At 69.3% G+C, this 18387-nt stretch carries 10 protein-coding genes; all 10 read left to right on the plus strand.

Translation table 11 applies throughout. The features are described 5' to 3' along the window. Positions 1 to 4 precede the first annotated feature (4 nt). The 10 genes from ACWGIC_RS00960 to ACWGIC_RS01005 all read left to right on the plus strand — a co-directional run bounded on the left by ACWGIC_RS00960 (position 5) and on the right by ACWGIC_RS01005 (position 18115). Positions 5 to 2278: a hypothetical protein gene (locus ACWGIC_RS00960; RefSeq protein ID WP_452073818.1), complete on the plus strand. Its 2274-nt coding sequence runs from the start codon at positions 5 to 7 to the stop codon at positions 2276 to 2278. Beyond that, a complete protein-coding gene (locus ACWGIC_RS00965; RefSeq protein ID WP_452073819.1) occupies positions 2278 to 4971 on the plus strand; it encodes a phage tail protein in 2694 nt (897 codons plus the stop codon). Before ACWGIC_RS00960 ends, ACWGIC_RS00965 begins: the two co-directional genes overlap by 1 nt. A 15-nt stretch (positions 4972 to 4986) precedes the next feature. Continuing rightward, the gene (locus ACWGIC_RS00970; RefSeq protein WP_452073820.1) at positions 4987 to 6363 is read left to right on the plus strand and encodes a hypothetical protein; all 1377 of its coding nucleotides are present in this window, start codon (positions 4987 to 4989) and stop codon (positions 6361 to 6363) included. Further along, positions 6360 to 7652 carry a hypothetical protein gene (locus ACWGIC_RS00975; protein ID WP_452073821.1) on the plus strand — a complete coding sequence of 431 codons (1293 nt, stop codon included), beginning with the start codon at positions 6360 to 6362 and terminating at the stop codon, positions 7650 to 7652. Before ACWGIC_RS00970 ends, ACWGIC_RS00975 begins: the two co-directional genes overlap by 4 nt. Before the next feature lie 16 nt (positions 7653 to 7668). After that, the gene (locus ACWGIC_RS00980; RefSeq protein WP_452073822.1) at positions 7669 to 8802 is read left to right on the plus strand and encodes a hypothetical protein; all 1134 of its coding nucleotides are present in this window, start codon (positions 7669 to 7671) and stop codon (positions 8800 to 8802) included. A gap of 51 nt (positions 8803 to 8853) precedes the next feature. Then, entirely contained in the window at positions 8854 to 10728 is a 1875-nt protein-coding gene (locus tag ACWGIC_RS00985) for a hypothetical protein (RefSeq protein WP_452073823.1), read from the plus strand. Beyond that, positions 10721 to 12511 carry a hypothetical protein gene (locus ACWGIC_RS00990; RefSeq protein WP_452073824.1) on the plus strand — a complete coding sequence of 597 codons (1791 nt, stop codon included), beginning with the start codon at positions 10721 to 10723 and terminating at the stop codon, positions 12509 to 12511. The genes ACWGIC_RS00985 and ACWGIC_RS00990 overlap by 8 nt, the downstream gene beginning before the upstream one ends. Before the next feature lie 12 nt (positions 12512 to 12523). Next, positions 12524 to 14554, plus strand: a complete 2031-nt coding sequence (locus ACWGIC_RS00995; RefSeq protein ID WP_452073825.1) for an ATP-binding protein — start codon at positions 12524 to 12526, stop codon at positions 14552 to 14554. Positions 14555 to 14651: 97 nt separating this feature from the next. Then, on the plus strand, positions 14652 to 17432 hold the full coding sequence (locus tag ACWGIC_RS01000) for an eCIS core domain-containing protein (protein ID WP_452073826.1): 2781 nt from the start codon (positions 14652 to 14654) through the stop codon (positions 17430 to 17432). After that, positions 17429 to 18115, plus strand: coding sequence for a glycosyltransferase family 2 protein (locus tag ACWGIC_RS01005; protein WP_452073827.1), 687 nt, complete (start codon positions 17429 to 17431; stop codon positions 18113 to 18115). The genes ACWGIC_RS01000 and ACWGIC_RS01005 overlap by 4 nt, the downstream gene beginning before the upstream one ends. The last annotated feature ends 272 nt before the right edge of the window (positions 18116 to 18387 follow it).

The raw sequence follows: 18387 nt of genomic DNA on the forward strand, positions 1-18387 counted from the left end.
CGGCATGCCCATCGAGGTTCCCGTTATCGACGGAAGGTCCTATGAGGACCTGCTGAACGAGGCCATCGCCCGTATCCCGGTGCACAATCCGGAGTGGACGAACTTCAACCGCAGCGACCCGGGGATCACCCTGGTCGAGCTGTTCGCGTTCATGACCGACAGCCTGCTGTACCGGGTGAACCAGATCCCGGAGCGCAACCGCCGCAAGTTCCTTTCCCTGCTGGGTGTTTCGCTCCAGCCGGGCACCCCGGCCAGCGGGATCGTGACCTTCGCGAACGAACGCGGCCCGTTGAAGACGGTCACCCTCAACGCCGACCTGGAGGTGCACGCCGGACAGGTGCCGTTCCGGACCGATCTCGGGCTGGACGTGCTGCCGCTGGAAAGCCGCGTCTACTACAAGCAGCCCGTCCCGCTCACCGACGAGATGAGCGAGCTCTACCGGCAGCTGTACGCCTCCTTCCTTGTGGACGGCCGCACCGGTGCCCCGCCCGCGGATCTCAGTCCGTACCAATCGGTTCTGCTCGACGGTTCGCGGCCCGAGGGCGTCGACCTCGTCTCCGGCACCGCCGACGGCTCTCTGTGGATGGCCCTGCTCGCCCGGCCGGGCGAACAGGGCGACCTCGAGAAGATCCGGACCGAACTGGCCGGCCGGACCCTCAACGTCGGCGTCGTCCCGGTGGTCACTGAGGTCAGCCGCACCTTGCCGCCAGCAGGCACCGGCGGGGACGAGGGCCAGGCGCATCTGGAGTTCCTGCTGCCCGCCACCGACGGCCTGCTGCCCGAGGACCCGCGCCTGCGGACCGCTGGCTACGCCGTGTGCGACGCGCGGGCGACCGGCAACGTCCTGCTGCGGCCTGGTGTCGCGCAGGTGAGCCTGCCCGGCGCCGACGGCCTCCGGCTGTGGACCAATCTGGAGCCGACCGAGGAAGGCGTCGACGAGTTCCCGCCCGCGGTCGAGGACCCTCGCCTCGCCGAGCGGATCGTGACCTGGCTGCGGATCCGGGCGCGTTCGGCCAATCAGGCGCGGGTGCTCCAGGTCGTGCTCAACGCGAGCCCGGTCACCCAGCGGGCCCACGTCGCCAACGAGGTTCTGCCCAACGGCACCGGCCTGCCCGACCAGAGCGTGCGGCTCGCGCACGCCCCGGTGGTCCCGGGCTCCGTGCTCGTGACGGCGACCGTGACCGCGACCCCACCCGCCGAAGCTGCCGTGTCGACTTGGACCCAGATCGACGACCTGCTCGCCGCGGGTCCCGAAGTCCGCGTCCCCGATCTGCGACTCCCTCCTGGCGCCCCGCAGCCGAAGCCCGCGCCCACCGACGTCTTCGAGTTGGACGCTGAGGCCGGGACACTCCGCTTCGGTGACGGTCTCCACGGCAGGCGACCGCAGCCGGACGCGGTTCTGCGCGCCGATTACAGCTACTCCGCCGGGGGCGCGGGAAACGTCGGCGCGGGTTCGATCACCGGTGGCCCGGCGCTGCCCGCCGGATTCTCCGCGACGAACCCGATCCGCACCTGGGGCGGTGCCGACGCCGAGTCCGTGGCCGAGGGAGAGAAACAGATCGGACGCTATCTCGCGCACCGCGACCGGCTTGTCACCGCGGAAGACTTCGACACCCTCGCCCGGCGCACGCCCGGTGTCGACCTCGGCCGGGTCGAGGTGCTGCCCGCGTACGACCCGCAGCTCACCCCCGATCTTCCCGGCGGCGCGCCCGGCGCGGTCACCCTTCTGCTGGTGCCCCGGTTCGACCAGGCTCAGCCGGAAGCCCCGCGACCCGACCGGTTCTTCCTCGACTCGGTCTGCGCCTACCTCGACCCGAGGCGGCTGGTCACCACCGAGCTGTTCCTGCGCGGTCCCGACTACGTGCCGATCTGGGTGTCGGCCGGGATCGACGTCGTGCCGGGGGCAAGCGTCGCCGAGGTCCGCGAGCGCGTCCGGGCTGAGCTGGTGCGGGTGCTTTCGCCGCTGCCGAGCGAGCCGGGGGACTTCCCGCACGCGGCGACCGGCTGGCCGTTGCGCACCGCAGTGTCCAAAGTGGAGCTGGCCGCGTTCGCCACCAGGGTCGACGGCGTCCGCGTGGTCGGCTCCATCCTCCTCGCGGCAGGCGGCGGTCCGGACGCCGACCGGGTCGAGCTGACCGGTCTTCAGCTCCCGCGGCTGGCCGGGATCTCGGTGGTTCCCGGCGAGCCGATCCCGCTGGACCAGCTTCAGGGGGCCGCGCCCGCGACCGGTCCGCAGCCGCGCCGGATCCCGGTCCCGGTCGTCGCGGAGGGGTGCTGATGGACGTCAACGGGACGAAACTGCACCTGCTGCTCGGCGAGGCGGATTGGGGCCGGTGCACGGCGAAGGACACCTTCTACGACAAGACTCGTGACGAGCTGACGTTGCGTCCGCTGCCGTTCCGGTTCCCGGCCTCGAAGGCCGTGCCGCTGAGCTTGGACGACCGGCGCGGCGCGGCGAGCGACCATTACGGCAACTGGTACTGGATCGACCGCACCCGGCAGACCGTGCTGGTCAATTCGGCGGGAACCGGTGCCACCACGACCTTCTGGCCGATCGCGGAGAACATCAGTTCCGGTCCCGAGAACGCATTCGAAGCCGTTAATCCGTCCAAACAGGACACTCCGCTGTCGATGGCGGGCACCGCGGTCACCGAGGACCACTACCTGGTCGTCGGGCTCACCGCACCCGCTGGGTTGCTGATCTTCGACCTGCAGGCGGGCGGACCGCCGGATCGCCTGCAATGGCCGGAAACCGTCGCGTTCTCGCCGTTCGACCTCGCCGCGCGTCCGGGCGGCGGCGTCTTCGTGCTCGACCGCGAGCACCACCGCTACTGGGAACTCGACCGGGGATTCCAGGTTGTGCGGCACCAGCCGGTCCCGCCGCCGGTTTCGGGAGGCGGGTTCGAACCGCTCGCCGGGCCGAGTTCCGAAGCGCCGTGCCTGCCGCCGGAACCGCCGCGCGAAGCAGACGCGATCGCCCTCGACGCCGACCCGATCGCCGTCGAGGCGGCCAAGGGAACCGTGCTGATCCTGTTCCGCGCTCCGGTGAACGGTCCGTCCACCCTGCGTGCTTACCGAGCTGGCGTCGCGGTCGGACCGGCGGTGCCGATTGTCGACGCGGAAAGCCAATTGGTCGTCGCCGCGCACGACTTCGCCCTGGTCCCGGCCACCGAGGACCTGCTGGGGCAGCTGTTCGTCGTCGACCAGCGCGGCGACCAGGCTTTCGCCTTCTCACTGGCCGTTACGGCGGGCGGACCACAGCTGACGCTGGTGCGCGGGTACTTCCCGATGCGCCTGTTCGGGGGCAAGGCCTTGGTGGCCGCGGGCGGGAAGGCGTACTACGACTTCGACGACCGCTGGCTTCCGCTGGTCCCGCAGCCGCGCCACAAGTTCGTGGGAACGGGAACGATCGTCACCGGGATCCTCGACGGCGGCGAACCCGGGTGTGTCTGGCATCGGCTCCTGCTCGACGCGTGCCTCGCCTCCGAGACCGGGGTGCGCGTCTGGAGTGCGGTCGCCGACGACCCGGCATTGCTGGAGCTTTCGCCGGACTGGGTCGGCGACCCGGCCCTGCTGGACGTGTCGCTTGACTGGTTCGCGGAACCGGCCCTGTACGCCAGGGGCGACGGCTCAGAGTTGCCCTACTCCGGGGACGCCGGGGACTATCGCACCTGGGAGTTGGCGTTCCAGCGGGCTCGCGGCCGCTACCTGCGCCTGCGGCTCGAACTGGACGGGAACGAGCGGAGCACTCCGCGCTTGCGGGCGTTGCGCGCCTACTTCCCGCGGTTTTCCTACCTGGAACGGTACTTGCCCGCTGTCTATCGGGAAGATCCCGAGTCAGCGTCCTTTATGGACCGATTCCTGGCCAACTTCGAAGGCATTTACACCACCATCGAAGACCGGATCGCGGCCGCGCAGGTCTTGTTCGACCCGCGCACCACGCCCGCCGGCGCGCTCGATTGGCTGGGCCGCTGGTTCGAACTCACTCTGGATCCCGCTTGGGACGAGGCCAAGCGACGGCTGCTGCTTTCGCACACCATGGAGTTATTCCAGTGGCGTGGCACGGTTCGCGGGTTGCGGGCCGCGCTCGCGCTGGCGATCGAGGACCGGGCCGACCCTTCCTTGTTCTTTGATACGCCGGGTGCCTGCGTCCTGCGTACCCGGATTGTCGAGCGCTACCAAACGAAGCTGACCCCAGGGGTGGCGCTCGGAGATCCGACCCAGACCGCCTTGCCCGCCCCGCCGGGGAACCGCTGGCGGCCGTCCGACGGCGCGGCCGCGCTGCACCGGCGTTACCGCGACGCCCTGCCCGCCGCGCCAGCGGACACCCGTTTCCCGCTCGTGCCACCGGCCGACGCGGCGTCCGCCGCCATCTGGCGCGCCGTCGCGCTCGACGCACTGGGGTTCGTCCCGGTGCCAGGGCAGGTCGCGGCCTGGCGGGACTTTCTGCGCCGCCGCTACCCGCGGCTCGCCGACCTGGCCGCCGCCTACCAGCTCGCCGGGTCGTCGGCGGTCACGTCCTACGACCAGGTCCCGCCGCCCGTCGACCTGCCGGAGCGGGAACCCGCGCTCACCGACTGGTTCCAGTTCCAGGCGGTGTGCGTGCGATCGGCACAGGCGGCGCACCGGTTCCGGGTGCTGCTCCCGGTCCCCGCGGGCACCGCCGGGGACACCGATCTCCGCGGAGCGGCAGCGGATCGGGCGAGCACGCTCGACCTGGTGCGCCGGGTGGTCGAACTGGAGAAGCCCGCGCACACGGTGTTCGACGTGAAGTTCTACTGGGAGGCTTTCCGGCTCGGCGAGGCGCGCCTTGGCCTGGACACCCTGGTGGATCTGGGCGGCCGTTCCCCGAACCTGCTGGCCGATGCCGTCCTCGGCCGGTCGTACGTCGGCGAGAGCGTGCTCGCCAGCCCCGTGGCCGCCGTCCGGCGGTCACTCCCGACCGGAGGTGCCCGTGAATCGACGTCGTGACAGGAGGGCGGCCCGATGACGACCTTCATGGCCAGTACGCCTGCCCGAGCAGGCCAGAATCCGGCCAAGCATGTGAACTACACCTACGGGATGGTCCTCGGGGTGGACGACTTCACCCAGGAGTTCGGCTATCTCTCCGCGAAGGACCGCCTGCTCGCCAGGTCGATGGCAGGCTACGGAACGGTGTCCGGGCTGCGGGTCGGCTACGAGCCGACGTACGAGGGCACGGATCGCGGGCCCCGGCTGTCGGTGACGCCGGGAGCGGCGCTGTGTCCGTCCGGGCAGTTCGTCTGCGTGTCTCCCGCACAGTGCGCGTATCTGGTGGAATGGCTGGCCGCACACCGCGCCGACGTCGTCCGGACGCTCGGCGGCAACACCGGCAGTCTCACGCTGTACGTGCTCCTGCGGTACGCCGAATGCCTCACCGACCAAGTGCCGATCCCCGGCGAGCCGTGTCGCAGCGAGGACGAGCTGACTGCACCGTCGCGGGTGCGGGACGACTTCAAGCTGGACCTGAGTTTCACCGCGCCGGACCAGCGCGAGGAAGACGCGGTGGCACTGTTCACCCGGTGGCTGCGGAAAGTCCCGGTCACGGGTGCCGCCACCACGACCCTGGCGCAGTTCCTCGCCGCTTTGCGCACAGCGTCCGGGGTCGGCGCTCCGCCGCCCGCCCCGCCGTGCCCGCCTTTGACGGGCTTCTTCGCCGCCGCGCCGCCGGCCGGGATTTCCATCCCGAGCGCTTCGTATGCCGATTTCGTGCGCGCGGCGTGGCGGGTCTGGGTCACTGAGTTCCTGCCGTGCTGGCGGGCGGCGGGCGCCGGATGCGGCTGTGGATGCGCCGGTGACAAGACAGTGTCCGATGTGGACACCAACGCGGTGTTGCTGGCGAAACTGACTGTCGCGGTGATCTATGACGCGGTGCGGGACCGGTTGCTGGTCGGACCCGGGGGCGCGACCGTCGACGAGACCCGGCGGCCGTATCTGGTGAATTCGCGGCTCCTGCAGGAATTCACGGTCACCGGGAGCGGATCGGGAGTGACTCCGGCGCTGGCCGCCGAACCGGCTTCCGCGCCGGAGCCGAAGGAACCCGGCATCGTCGCATGTGGACAGTTTGACGCCGAGGGCGTCGCGCGGTCCTCGTTCGGCACGCTCGCCGCCGCGCCGCGAGTGGACGTGCCAGGAGTGTTCGACCTGACCTTCGACGGCTACGACCCGGCAGCGCAGTACGTGGTCACCGGAACGGCGGTGGTCGCGCCCGCCGCCGGGACCCACGTGGTCGAGGCGGTCGCGGACGGGCCGGGGCTCGCGGTGCGGGTTCTGCGGGCAGGCGGCGGGAAAACCGAGATCGAGGGCTTCCAGCTCCAGGTGATCCGGTTCGGAGGCGACGCATGAGCGGCAACGGCGGCCCGTATGCGGTGGACGAACCGATCGCGAATGACGTGCGCACGGTCAACTTCTTCAACGGCAGGCTGCTGGCCGCCGAGGACCTGCGCCGGGAACAGGACGCGAATCTGCGGCTGCGCGACCGGCTGGGGCTCGCCGTCGGCGACGGGGTAGTCCGCGGCCTGGAGGTGAGCGTGCCGTCCGGGGGGAACCCGGCCGACCCGGTGGTCGCGGTGTCGGCAGGCGTCGCGGTGAATCGCCGGGGCCGGGCGCTGGAACTCCAGCGCGACACCCGCGTCACCCTTGCCCGCCGGGCCGATCCGGGCACCGCCGCCCGGACGTCGATGCCTTGTGACAACGGCGATTTCGCGTCGTGCTCGGGACTCGGCCCCGGTGCGCCGCTGATCGTGTCCGGGGTCTACCTGCTCACGATCGCCCCGGCGTGGTCCGCGGTCGGCCGTGCGCGGGTGAGCGGTCTCGGCAACGAAACCGCCGCGTGCAACACCGACGCCAGCGCGGACGGCGTCGAGTTCCGCGCCATCAACCTCAACCTCGACCCCGCGCTGCTCGCCGATGTCCAACATCTGCGCAACCGCTTAGCACACCTGCTTTTCGGCACCGCCGATCCCCGCCGGAACCGGCTCGAACTCGACCCGTTCGGCTCCCCGGCGGCCGGGTACGGACTGCTCGACGACCTGCGGAGGACGGAGCTGCGAGACAGCGAAGTCCCGCTGGGCTGTGTGTTCTGGACCCCGGGGCCGGGCATCCGGTTCATCGACCTGTGGTCGGCCCGCCGCCGCGTCACGCATCGGAGCCCGTCCGCGTGGCCGGAGGCGACCGGTGACCGGCGCCCGGCCGAAGGCGAGGCCGTGTTCCTGCAGTTCCAGGACCACCTGGATCAGCTGCGCGGGCAGGTCGCGCCGGAAACCACCGTGGCGACCGACCACTTCCGCTACCTCCCGCCGGCCGGTCTCCTCCCGTTGGCCAGCGGAGGCAAGCGCGGATACGACTTCCGCACGTTCTTCGGCACCCAGCCGGTGCGCGGCCCCGCCGTCCTCGAGGCCGCGCACGTCAGCGAACTGTTCCGGCAGTCCTACGCCTTCCCGCCGATCGAACTGGCCCGTGCGGAGACGATCTGGCTCTACGAAGTACGCGACAACCTTCTCCCCCCGACGACGCCGACGGCGGCCGCCCCGCAGGCGTACCTCATTTTCACCAGCGGCCACATCCCGTATCGCGCCGACGCCCGGTACGAGCTCGCCTACTGGAACTACGCGAACTACGCGCGAGTGGGCTGATGGGAAGGAGACCACGATGACCGACAGCGTCGCCCGCGTCCGGCCCGGCGACCTCATCCGGGCCGAGGACATCAACCTCATGCTCGACCTGCTGGCCAACCTCAACGAAAGGGTGATCGCGCTTGAGGACGGGAAGGATCCCAACGCGCCGCGCATCACCGCCATCACCCCGGAGCTGCCCCGGGTGGGCGACGAAATGCGGATCCGGGGCACCAACCTCGGATTCTCCACCGGGCTCAGTCCCGTTCGCTTCGACACCACGGCGGTCAGTGCCTACAAACCGGGAACCAGCGACACCGAACTGATCTTCACGGTGCCGGAGATCCCGGGCCTGCCGGTCGGCGGCCGGGCGGTGCTGCTGCAGGTCAGCAACGCCAAGGCCACCACCACCCGCACGATCACCGTGCTGCCGAAACCGCCGATCCTGCAAGGCGACATCGACCTGCTCTACGACGGCCCGCAACCGGCGACCCCGGTGGCCGGGCAGGATTTCGTGCTGAACTACCGGCTCAACTCGAGGGCGAACCTGCCCGCGACCCTCACCGTGATCCCGACGCTGTCGGTGCCGACCTGGTCGATGCAGGTCGCGGACGCGACGGGGCAGCCGAATCCGTCGCGTCAGTTCACCGTGCTGGCAGGCAAGCAGCTCGCGTTCTCGATCCGGATGCAGATCCCCGCGGGCACCGCGGCGGGCACGGCGTTCTCGGTGGCGGCCCGTGCCGAGGGGGCGGGCATCGTCGCGGACGGAGGGTCGCAGTCGTTCACGATCGGCCAGACGGCTCCGGTCCCCGACCCCGACATCGAGCTGGCGGTCGACGGCGCGACCCCGCCGTCGGCTCTCTCCGGAACCACGGTCACCGCCGCCTCGGGCGATTTCGTCGAGCTGGCTATCAGCGCGGCGTTCCGCAAGGTAGGCACCTACCACGTTTCACCGTCCAGTGTGGACGGATGGCAGGCGTCCACCAACCTCAGCGGGAACAAGATCGTCATTTCGGCGTCCGACATCGGCGGGGACCAGAAGGCGCACAGCGTGTTCTCCGTGTTCGTGGGCCGGACCGGGGCGGCGGTCGCCGGCGATCTGACCATCGTGGTGCAGCGAGAAGGCGCCACCCAGGACCGCAGGCTGGTGTTCCACCTCAAACCGGCGTGACGGTCGCGAACTTGTCCTTTCAGCCCGCGAATACCGACAAGGAGTCCATCAATGACGACATTCATTCCGTGGGCGCAGGGCGTGCCCTTCGAGTCCGGCCCACCTGTCTGGTGGACCGGCGCGCCCACCCCGCCGCCGACACCGGGGGAGACGCCGCGCGTCGACACCTCGCTCAGTGATCCTCGATGGCAGGGGTCGGTGGGCTTGACCTATCCCGACATCGTCGGGGGCGCGGGCGAGCAGGCGGTGTTCCGCGGCGTTTACCACATTCAGAACCGGGACACTTCGCCTTACGCGCCGCAGACCTTCCTGTACCTGTCCTGGTGGGTCAAGGTCGACCCGCAGCTCAACCCTGGTCTGGACGAGTTGTTCGTCGGGTTCACCAAGCCCGGTCAGGGTGCGGTGGTCTTCCAGATCAGACCGTTCGACGCCGCGCCGCCGACGGGCCAGCCGGTGGTCGCGGGGCGGTTCGGAACCGCGCCGCAGGTGTATTTCCCGACCGGAACCACGGCAGGCGGAGCGACGGACGCCCCCGGCTGGCTCGGCACCGTGAGCGGCGACACCGGCGGCGCCGGCCGCGTCTGGGTCGACTCCGACCAGCACCAGTGGGCGATCAGCCTGAGGCTTCCGCTGGTGGAAACCGGGAATCTCGACCAAGCGGGGATAGCCTCCGGGCTCAACCTCGGCACCGAATTCTCGATGTGGTACGACGCCCGCGTCCGGATGCTGGACAGCGGCGGCAAGCCCAAGGACGCCGACCACCTCTGGCCGCGGACCTCATCGGCGGCGAAGCCCGGCCCCGCCGGCTTGACCTTCCCCGACCAGTCCACCTGGGGGAGTTTCAAACTCGGCGCCCCCGACGCCGCGGCACAGGGCGTCGCCTTGCGGTTCGACGAGATCGGTATCCGGCCGCCAGGCGACACCCCTGGTTCGACGGCACCGCTGGGGAACGAGATCAAGTTCAACGACTTCAACAACTTCGCGGCGAACCCGGACAACCGGACGACCGCGGAAATCCCCGCGGGAGCTATCTCGGCGACCTTCCGGCTCGCGAACTGGGGTTCGAACAAAACCGACCCCTCGCTGGGTTCCTGGGATCCGCTCAAGGATCAAGACGGCAAAACGGAATGGTCGAGTGTGCTGCCCATTCCGGCGGGCACGAAGGCTCCCAACGGCGCCATCACCGGCACGACCGCGACCAACGGGACCATCACCTTCCCCTGGAAGACGACCGATCCGAACTACCAGGCCCATCCACACCAGTGCATGCTCGTCGAACTGTCCAGCCCAGGCACCGTCGACTTCATCAACAGCAGTGTGTACCGGAACATGCAGTTCGTCGGCCTGAACGCGGCAGGCCCGCCGCCAGGAGGTTTGCTGGCCGCCGCTTCGAGCCGGAGCGACGACCGGGAGTCGGCCTTCTCCCGGTTCAGCCAGTCAGCCGAGATCAACATCAAGGGCCTGCCACCCCTCGGCCGTCCGAAGCGGAACGTCTATCTCTACGTCCAGACGGTGAACATGCCGAAGGACGAGACACCGCCGTCCAACGGCGGCAGCGAAAGGGCCGCGGCTTCGGCGGACTACCAGCCGACCTACCGGGTCCATGTCTTCCACGAGACCGGGGAAACCCACCAGGAGAACGGGAAAACCATCGGACAGCTGGCACCGCAGGGTTCCTTTGGCTATGTCTTCCACAAGGACGGCGATTCCTTCGGCTGGGACCACCAGTTGCGCGGTGAGGGCCTGGTCCGGATCAGCCCGAACTTCTACCGGCTTTCGGTTCCGGACGGCGGCAAGGCGACGGTGTCGACAAAGGTCGTCTCCTGGAGCGAGCCACGGCCGTGGTGGTGGGAGCTGTGGGAGTTCCTGATGGACCTGTGGGACAACATCACCGGCTCGCTCCGGAACCCGCACCACGGTGCGTGATCCGGGAACCGTGGTCGGCAGGCTGCGGATCAGAGCGCCGAGGCGGCCGGGTTCCCCGTTCGCCTCGGCGCCCGCCGGGCTGGACCGGGTGCGGTGGCGGCCCGCCGGGCTCGGGCCGTCCGCGGTGCTGGTGGTCCGCCGCCTCGCCGATCCGCGGCCGGGCACGGTGCGGCTCGGCGAACCGGACGGGGTGCCGCCCGGCTGGCAGCGGGCGGTCATCGCGGAGCTGGACGACGAGCTGAGCCACGCCGCGCGGCCTTGGCGGGAAGCGGTTCCGGCCGCTGCCAACGCGGTGCTCTTCGCCGACCACGCCGAACTGCTCGCCGCGATGGCGGCGGACTGGCTGTCCGGTGCGCTCGGGAACCATTGGTGGTGGCGGTTGATGGAAAGGACTTCGTCCACTGTGGACTTAGTTGAGGCTTGCTGGTGCGATTCTCCTCGTGCGGTGCCGCCTGCTCTCGGGACGCTCGCCGCGCGCGGCCAGGCGGTCGCCTTTGCCAGGTCGCTGCCGGAGGCTGTCGCGGTACGGGTGGCCGACTCGCTCTTCGCCGAGTATGGGGTTCCGCAGGACACCGCCGTCGATAGTGGTCGGACTGCGACCGAATTTCCTCAGGTGAGCCGGTTTCCTGAGGTCGTCGCACCTGGACTCACTGTGGGGCAACGACTCTTGCTGTGCGCCGGTCTCGCTCTGGCCAGAGTTCCGGCCACGGCGGTCCGTCCGGGATTCCTCTCGGCTGTCCGGGCTTGGCATGTCCGAGCACGAGCTGCCGAAATTCCCTTGCCTGAGACCTCTGTCGTCTCGGTGCGTGGAGAGTCTATCGTGGACAGTGGGTACGCGGGGAAACATCGAAACAGCGAGTCGTTGGCCCTGCCTGCCGAATTGGCTGTCGAGCACATTGTCGAGGAGTTGCGGCAAGATCTTCCCGCGCCGATTGACGCTCCGACCGAACCGGAAAGGCCGTCCGTACGCGAAGCTTTCGCTCCGGTGGAAGCGGCAGCTGGACAAGTGTCGCCCGATTATGTCCACATGCGACAGGAATCCGTCGCCTCCGAGCGGCTGACGGAGTCCTGCTCGCCGTTGCCTGACCAGCCCGTTGACACGGAGCTTGGCGGCCTGTTCTTCCTGCTGAATCTCGCGCTGCATCTAGGGCTCTACGGCGACTTCACGACTCCGACGAAGAGCGGCATCACTCTGCATCCGTTCGAGCTGGTCGCGCGTCTCGGCAGGGAACTGCTCTCCGAGCCATACCCGGAGGACCCAGGGTGGGCGCTGCTGGACGCGCTCGCCGGTGACGAGCCATCCGACTTCACTCCGCCGACCGAGTGGCGGGTACCCCCGGAATGGCTCGACCCCTTCCCTCCCGGCGAACCGTGGCTGTGGTCGTCCGCGCGGGGACGGTTGCGCGTCCGGCACCCGGCCGGATTCGACGTACTAGACACGACCTCCCCGGCGCTGCCCGCCGACCGGATCCGCCAGGAGTTTCCGTCAGTCGAGTTGCGGCAGCACCCGCTGCCAGCACCGCCCACGGAACCACTGCGACGGTGGGTGGCCGCGCTCGCCGATTACGCACGGGCGCGCTTGGCACTCGCCCTCGACTGTCCACAAGAGACTTCTGGGGATCTGCTGCTGCGGCTGCCCGCGAGAATCGTCGTCGGCCCGGCTCACGTGGACGTGCGGTTCGCGCTCGCCGCATTGCCGATCGAGGTGCGACTCGCGGGACTGGACCGCGATCCCGGCTGGCTCCCGGCGGCGGCCCGCACGGTGACCTTTCAGTTCGACTGAGCGGAGGCGACAGTGACGGTACGACGCGGGCTGGACCCGTTCGCCGATCGGCCCTACGAGGCGCGGGAACACTTCCGGCTGTACTTCTACGCGGCCGTACTCCTGTTGCGGGACCGGATGTTCGGTACGGCCGACATTCCGCGGGACCACTTCCTATCTGGCTACCTCGACGAACTGGGCAAGACGGAACTGGAGGGGCTCGGCTCTTCCGCCGCCCTCGCCGAGTGGAACGCGCGGCTGGCCGCGTGGGAAGCGGCCGCGCCGGTCCGACTGCCGCTCGTCGCCGTGCGGGAGGCCGCCGGACTCGACCAGCTCGCTCTCACCCAGCTGTTCGTGCTCGGCCTGCCCGATGAAGATCCGCGGTTCGGGGCGCTGTTCGAGGCGGTCAGCGGCCGCGATCGTCCGACGACCGGCCTGCTCATCGGCTGGTGCGCGGACGCCGACGCGCGGCTGAGGGTGCGTCGCGGGCTGGCCGCGATGCTCAGTGCCGGTCTTGCCGAGGGCGAAGACCCGGTCTTCCGGCCGCATCCGCTGGTGTGGGAGGTCGTCCGTGGATACCTGCCAGCTCAGCTCGCGCCATGGGCGAAGTACGAGCCACCGGATCAGCTGCCGGACGCGGGGTCGCTGATCCTCACTCCCGCACTGCGCGAGCGCCTGGCCCCCCTGCCTCGGCTGCTCGAGACCGGCGGCGCTCGGCTGGCGCTGGTGCGCGGGCCCCGGTCGAGCGGGCGACGCACGATCCTGCGGGCGGTCGCCGGGGAACTCGGCCGCGGGGTACTCGACCTGTCCGCGCTCACCGACCCGGACGATCCGAGCTGGACCACCGCCGGCGCGTTGGCCGTTCTGCTGCACGCGATGCCGGTGCTCACGATGGAGCCTTCGGCCGGGGAAACCGCCCGCCTGCCAAGGCTTCCGCTCTACCAGGGGCCGATCGGCGTCCGCCTGCCCGCGCACGGCGGCATTGACACCCTCGCCGGCGACCACGGCGTCACCCTGGTCTCCGAGATGCCGGACCCGGACGACCGGTCGCGGCACTGGTCGGCCGCGTTGAAAGGGCAGCCCGCAGCCGACGTTTCGGTGCTGGCGCAGCGGTACCGGATGACCGGGGGCACCATCCGGCGGGTCGCCAGGCTGGCGATCGCCGAGGCAGCGGCCGGGGGTCGCGAGACGGTCACTGCGGCCGATGTCGCGGCTGCGGACCGTGCCGTCCACGCCGAACTGCTCGAGACCCTCGCGGACCGCCTTCCGACGGGCGGCGGTTGGGACGACCTGGTGGTCGGGACGAGGACCGGTGACGAGCTCCGGCTGCTCGAACGCCGGTGCCGCCACCGTGAACGGCTCCCAGGCTCGCTGCCTGAGGCATTCGGGGCCGGGTCGGGCGTCGGCGTGCGGGCGCTGTTCACCGGGCCGAGCGGCACCGGCAAGTCGCTCGCCGCGCGGCTGCTGGCTTCGGCACTGGGCAAGGAAATCTACCGGCTCGATCTGTCCACAGTGGTCAACAAATACCTCGGCGAGACCGAGAAGAACCTCGACCGGGTGCTGAGCCGGGCCGAGGAACTGGACGTCGTTCTGCTGCTCGACGAAGGCGACGCCCTGTTGACGCAACGCACCGACGTGCACAGTTCCAACGACCGGTACGCCAACCTGGAGACCAATTACCTGTTGCAGCGCCTGGAATCCTTCGACGGGATCCTGGTCGTCACCACGAACGCCGAGCAGAGCATCGACGACGCTTTCGAACGCCGCCTCGACGTCGTGATCGACTTCAGCGCTCCTGGGCCCGCCGAACGCTGGGGGATCTGGAACCTGCACCTGCCGCGCGAGCACCAGGTCAGCCCGGATTTCCTGCACGAGGTGGCCGCGCGATGCGTGCTCACCGGCGGTCAGATCCGCAACGCCGTGCTGCATGCCTCGCTGCTGGCGATGGACGAGATCGAAGACGGCGTTGTTTGCACGGAGGTGGTGGAGGCCGCCGTGCGCCGGGAGTACCAGAAGTCCGGCGGCCTATGCCCGCTGCGAACCAAGGCGGTGCTCCGTGCCTAGCCCCGCGCCCCGCGAACCGGAACGCCCGAGCCTAGCCAAGTTGTCCTCGCCGAGCACTGCGGTGCCGAGCCACGTGGCACCACCGGTTCGTGCCGCGGTGAGTTCGCCTGGACCGGGCAGCCCGCTGGGGCTAGGCGTGGCCGGTCCGCTGACGCGCGGGTTCGGCGTCGACGTGAGCCCGGTCCGCGTGCACACCGACACGCGCGCGGCGACAGCGGCCGCCGCGCTCGGCGTACGGGCGTTTACCTGGGGGACCGACGTCTTCCTCGGCGCGGGGCAGCGACCGAACGACCTCGGGTTGCTCGCGCATGAGGTCAGCCACAGCATCCAGCAGTCGGGCGGACCCGCCGTACAGCTGTTCGACGGGCCGCACGGGCACCTCGAAACCGAGGCACACCAAGCGTCCGCGGCGATCGTGCGCGGCGAGACGGTCACCGTCACCGGCCGCACCGGTTCGGCGTCGGTCCAGCGTGAGGAACGCCCGTGGTACTCCCGCGCGATCGACGCGGCCGCCAGTCTCGGCACGGGAGCGCTGGACACCGCGCTCAACTTCGTGAAGGAACGGGCGCACTCGATCCCTGGCTACGACCTGCTCGGAGTCATTCTCGGGCGCGATCCGATCACCCGGGTGCCGGTCGCGCGCACCGCTGCCAACCTGATCCGCGGTGTGCTCGGGTTCGTGCCCGGCGGCACGACGATGTTCGACAACCTTCAGCAGTCGGGTGCCGTCCAGCGCGCGTACGAATGGTTCAGCGCCGAGATCGACAAGCTCGGACTGACCTGGGAGTACATCCGCGGCCTGTTCCAGCGCGCGTGGGACGCCCTGTCGGTGACCGATCTGGTCAATCCCGGCTCAGCGTGGGAGAAGCTGCGCGGGGTGTTCTCCGCGCCGCTGGCCAGGATCCGCGATTTCGCCGTGGCGGCAGGCAAGAAGGTGCTGGAGTTCGTCTTCGAGGGCGCACTGGCGCTGGCCGGTAGCGCGGGCCGGCAGGTGCTGGCGATCTTCCGGCGGATCGGCGGCGCGTTCGACCTGATCGTCGCGGATCCGGTGCGGTTCCTCGGAAACCTGCTGCGCGCGGTGCTGGGCGGCTTCCGTCAATTCGGTGCGAACATACTGGCGCACCTGCGGACCGGCATTTTCGAATGGCTGGTCGGCGCGCTGCGCGGGGCGGTGACGCTGCCCGCCAAGTGGGATTTCGCCGGGATTCTCGACGTGATCACGCAGGTGCTCGGCCTCACCTATTCGGCATTGCGGTCGGTGCTGGTCCGGCTCATCGGCGAGCCGGCGGTACGGTACGTCGAAGGGGCGTTCGACTTCCTGCGCACGGTGGTGACCCGAGGGCTTTCGGCGGCGTGGGAAAAGATCAGAGAGTTCGCTGGCGGCCTGGCCGACACTGTCATACAAGGCATTCGAGACTGGGTCGCCCGCTCAGTCGTCGGCGCCGCGATCACCAAGCTGGTCACGATGTTCAACCCGGTCGGCGCGATCATCCAGGCAGTCATCACCACGTACAACACGGTGATGTTCTTCGTCGAACGCGCGCAGCAGATCGGCAGGCTGCTCGGCTCGGTCGTCGACTCGATCGAGTCGATCGCCCGCGGCAACGTCGCCACCGCGTCCGACTACGTCGAGCGCACGATGGCCAACGCACTGCCGGTGATCCTCGGTTTCCTGGCCAGGTTCGCGGGACTGGGCAACATCGCCGAACCGGTGCGCACCGTGATCCAGCGGATCCGGGCGACCATCACGAACGCCGTCGAGCGCGTCGGCATGTGGATCGCGGACCGGGTGCGCGGCCTGCTCGGACGCCGCTCCGCCGAAACCGGCGCGGCGACCGCCCCCGGCGCGCCGGTTCGCGATGTCGATCGCCCGATTCGAATGTGGGGCGAGCCGCACACGCTGCGGGCACACGTCGAAGGCGGACGAGTTCGTTTTCTGATGGCCAGCGGCCCGTTCGAGGGACTCGACGAGAAGCTGCGAGAAGTACGCGATCTCGACGTCTACAATCTGAAACATTCCCCTCGCCCTGAAGACCGGGCTAAATCGCCTCTTCTAGAACAGGCACTGAACAAGATCGAAGCGGACCGGAAGCGCTATATCGATGACTTCCTCGCCGCAGCCGCACGCGGCGACCGGAATGCGCAGGACCTTGTCCTCGTCAACGGTTTGGTCGCTCTTCGGGACGCGCTCAACAAGCTTTCCGAGGATTACAATCTGCATCATCGCGGCCTCCGCACGACGGGATATCAGCACGTCTTCGCGGCTGATCCGACCGGACTGTACCTGCGGGCCACAAGCGCACAGGGAAACCCGCTCAGCCGGGATTCCGCAGGCCGCGGTTCGCGGTCTTCGGGCATCTACATTCCCGGCATCGACCTGCTAAACGGTCTGCAGAGAGGCCACCTGGTCGCGAATATCCTAGGCGGACCCGGTGACGACCCCCGCAACCTCGCCCCCATCGTGCCCGCCGCGAACACAGCCATGCGGACCGGCCCGGAGAAGCGGACCAAGGATTTCATCTACACCGGTGCCGAGGACAACGCGGTCAGGTATCACGTGGCACCCAGGTACGGGCATTCGATCACTGAGTTCCAGTCGTGGCTGAGCGTCAACTTCGGCCTTGTGCCGCCAACCGCGGCCGCGAGGTTGTACGGAATACTCGCCACCCGCAACCCGACGCACGCGGATATTCGCGCAAGTCTCGCCTCACCCTCCCTTTCCGCCGCCCAATGCCAGCGAGTACTGGCCGGTTTGGCCTTCCACTTCCTGGCTACTTCGATTGTCATCTCGATTTTCGTAGCCAACACTGGCCAGGGCAATACAGTGCCATTGCCCACCGCCGGTCCGCCGATCACGAACCCGGTGCCGTCACCGTGAACCTCCCCAAGGTCTCCTGCATAACGCCGACCTACAACCGGCGGCGTTTCCTCCCCCAAGCCATCCGTCACTTCCAACGCCAGGACTACCCAGACCGAGAACTGCTCGTCCTAGACGACGGCACGGATCCGGTCGCGGACCTCATCCCGGACGATCCGCACATCCGGTACTTCCGCTTGCCGGAGCGCCGCACCATCGGAGCCAAGCGCAATCTCGGCTGCGCACTGGCGCGGGGCGAGATCATCGCGCACTGGGACGACGACGACTGGATGTCCGCGGATCGGCTGACGAGACAGATCACCGAGTTCGTGCGAAGCGACGTCGATGTCGTCGGCCTACGGGCACTGAACTACGTCGAACTGCCGTCCGCCCGATGCTGGCGCTACGAATACTCGGCGGAACTGCGACCGTGGGTGCTCGAGAGCACCTTCGTCTACCGGCGCGAGTTCGCGGTGACTCACCCGTTCCCCGACCTGATGGTCGCTGAAGGCACGCACTGGCTCTGGCAGACCCCGAACCTCCGCGTCCGCGCACACGCCGATTCGTCCTTCTACGTCGGAGTGATCCACCCGGAGAACGTGTCGCCCAAGAACACGGCAAGCCACTGGTGGCGATCCGTGCCGCCGCGGGAGGTGGCCGACGTCCTCGGCGACGACTGGGCCCTGCTCACCCAACCCCAGTGACGAAGACCTCCGCCCGGCGTTTGAGGTGTGCAGCCCACGTCGGCAGAGCCGCCGGAACGCCACGTTGGTCCTGCCCTCGGAGCGAGCACGACGGGGCTCGACCTGGCGGCTGTTCTTCAGGCGTTTTGCTAAACACGGCAGTCACGCTCCCCTTACCACCCGTCACGCACGGCACGCGAATCCGACAGATCGGGCACCCGCGAGACCATCTCGTGTCCAGCCTTGAGTAGTGCTACGGATCCGATCACCGTGTCTTTTGGCCGACGCTGTCC

This window comes from Amycolatopsis sp. NPDC054798 (genome assembly GCF_053611505.1).

Bases quoted from the DNA above. Each gene is read 5' to 3' on its own strand.
- ACWGIC_RS00960 (WP_452073818.1), top strand. From the start codon at position 5: ATGCCCATCGAGGTTCCCGTTATCGACGGAAGGTCCTATGAGGACCTG.
- ACWGIC_RS00965 (WP_452073819.1), top strand. From the start codon at position 2,278: ATGGACGTCAACGGGACGAAACTGCACCTGCTGCTCGGCGAGGCGGAT.
- ACWGIC_RS00970 (WP_452073820.1), top strand. From the start codon at position 4,987: ATGACGACCTTCATGGCCAGTACGCCTGCCCGAGCAGGCCAGAATCCG.
- ACWGIC_RS00975 (WP_452073821.1), top strand. From the start codon at position 6,360: ATGAGCGGCAACGGCGGCCCGTATGCGGTGGACGAACCGATCGCGAAT.
- ACWGIC_RS00980 (WP_452073822.1), top strand. From the start codon at position 7,669: ATGACCGACAGCGTCGCCCGCGTCCGGCCCGGCGACCTCATCCGGGCC.
- ACWGIC_RS00985 (WP_452073823.1), top strand. From the start codon at position 8,854: ATGACGACATTCATTCCGTGGGCGCAGGGCGTGCCCTTCGAGTCCGGC.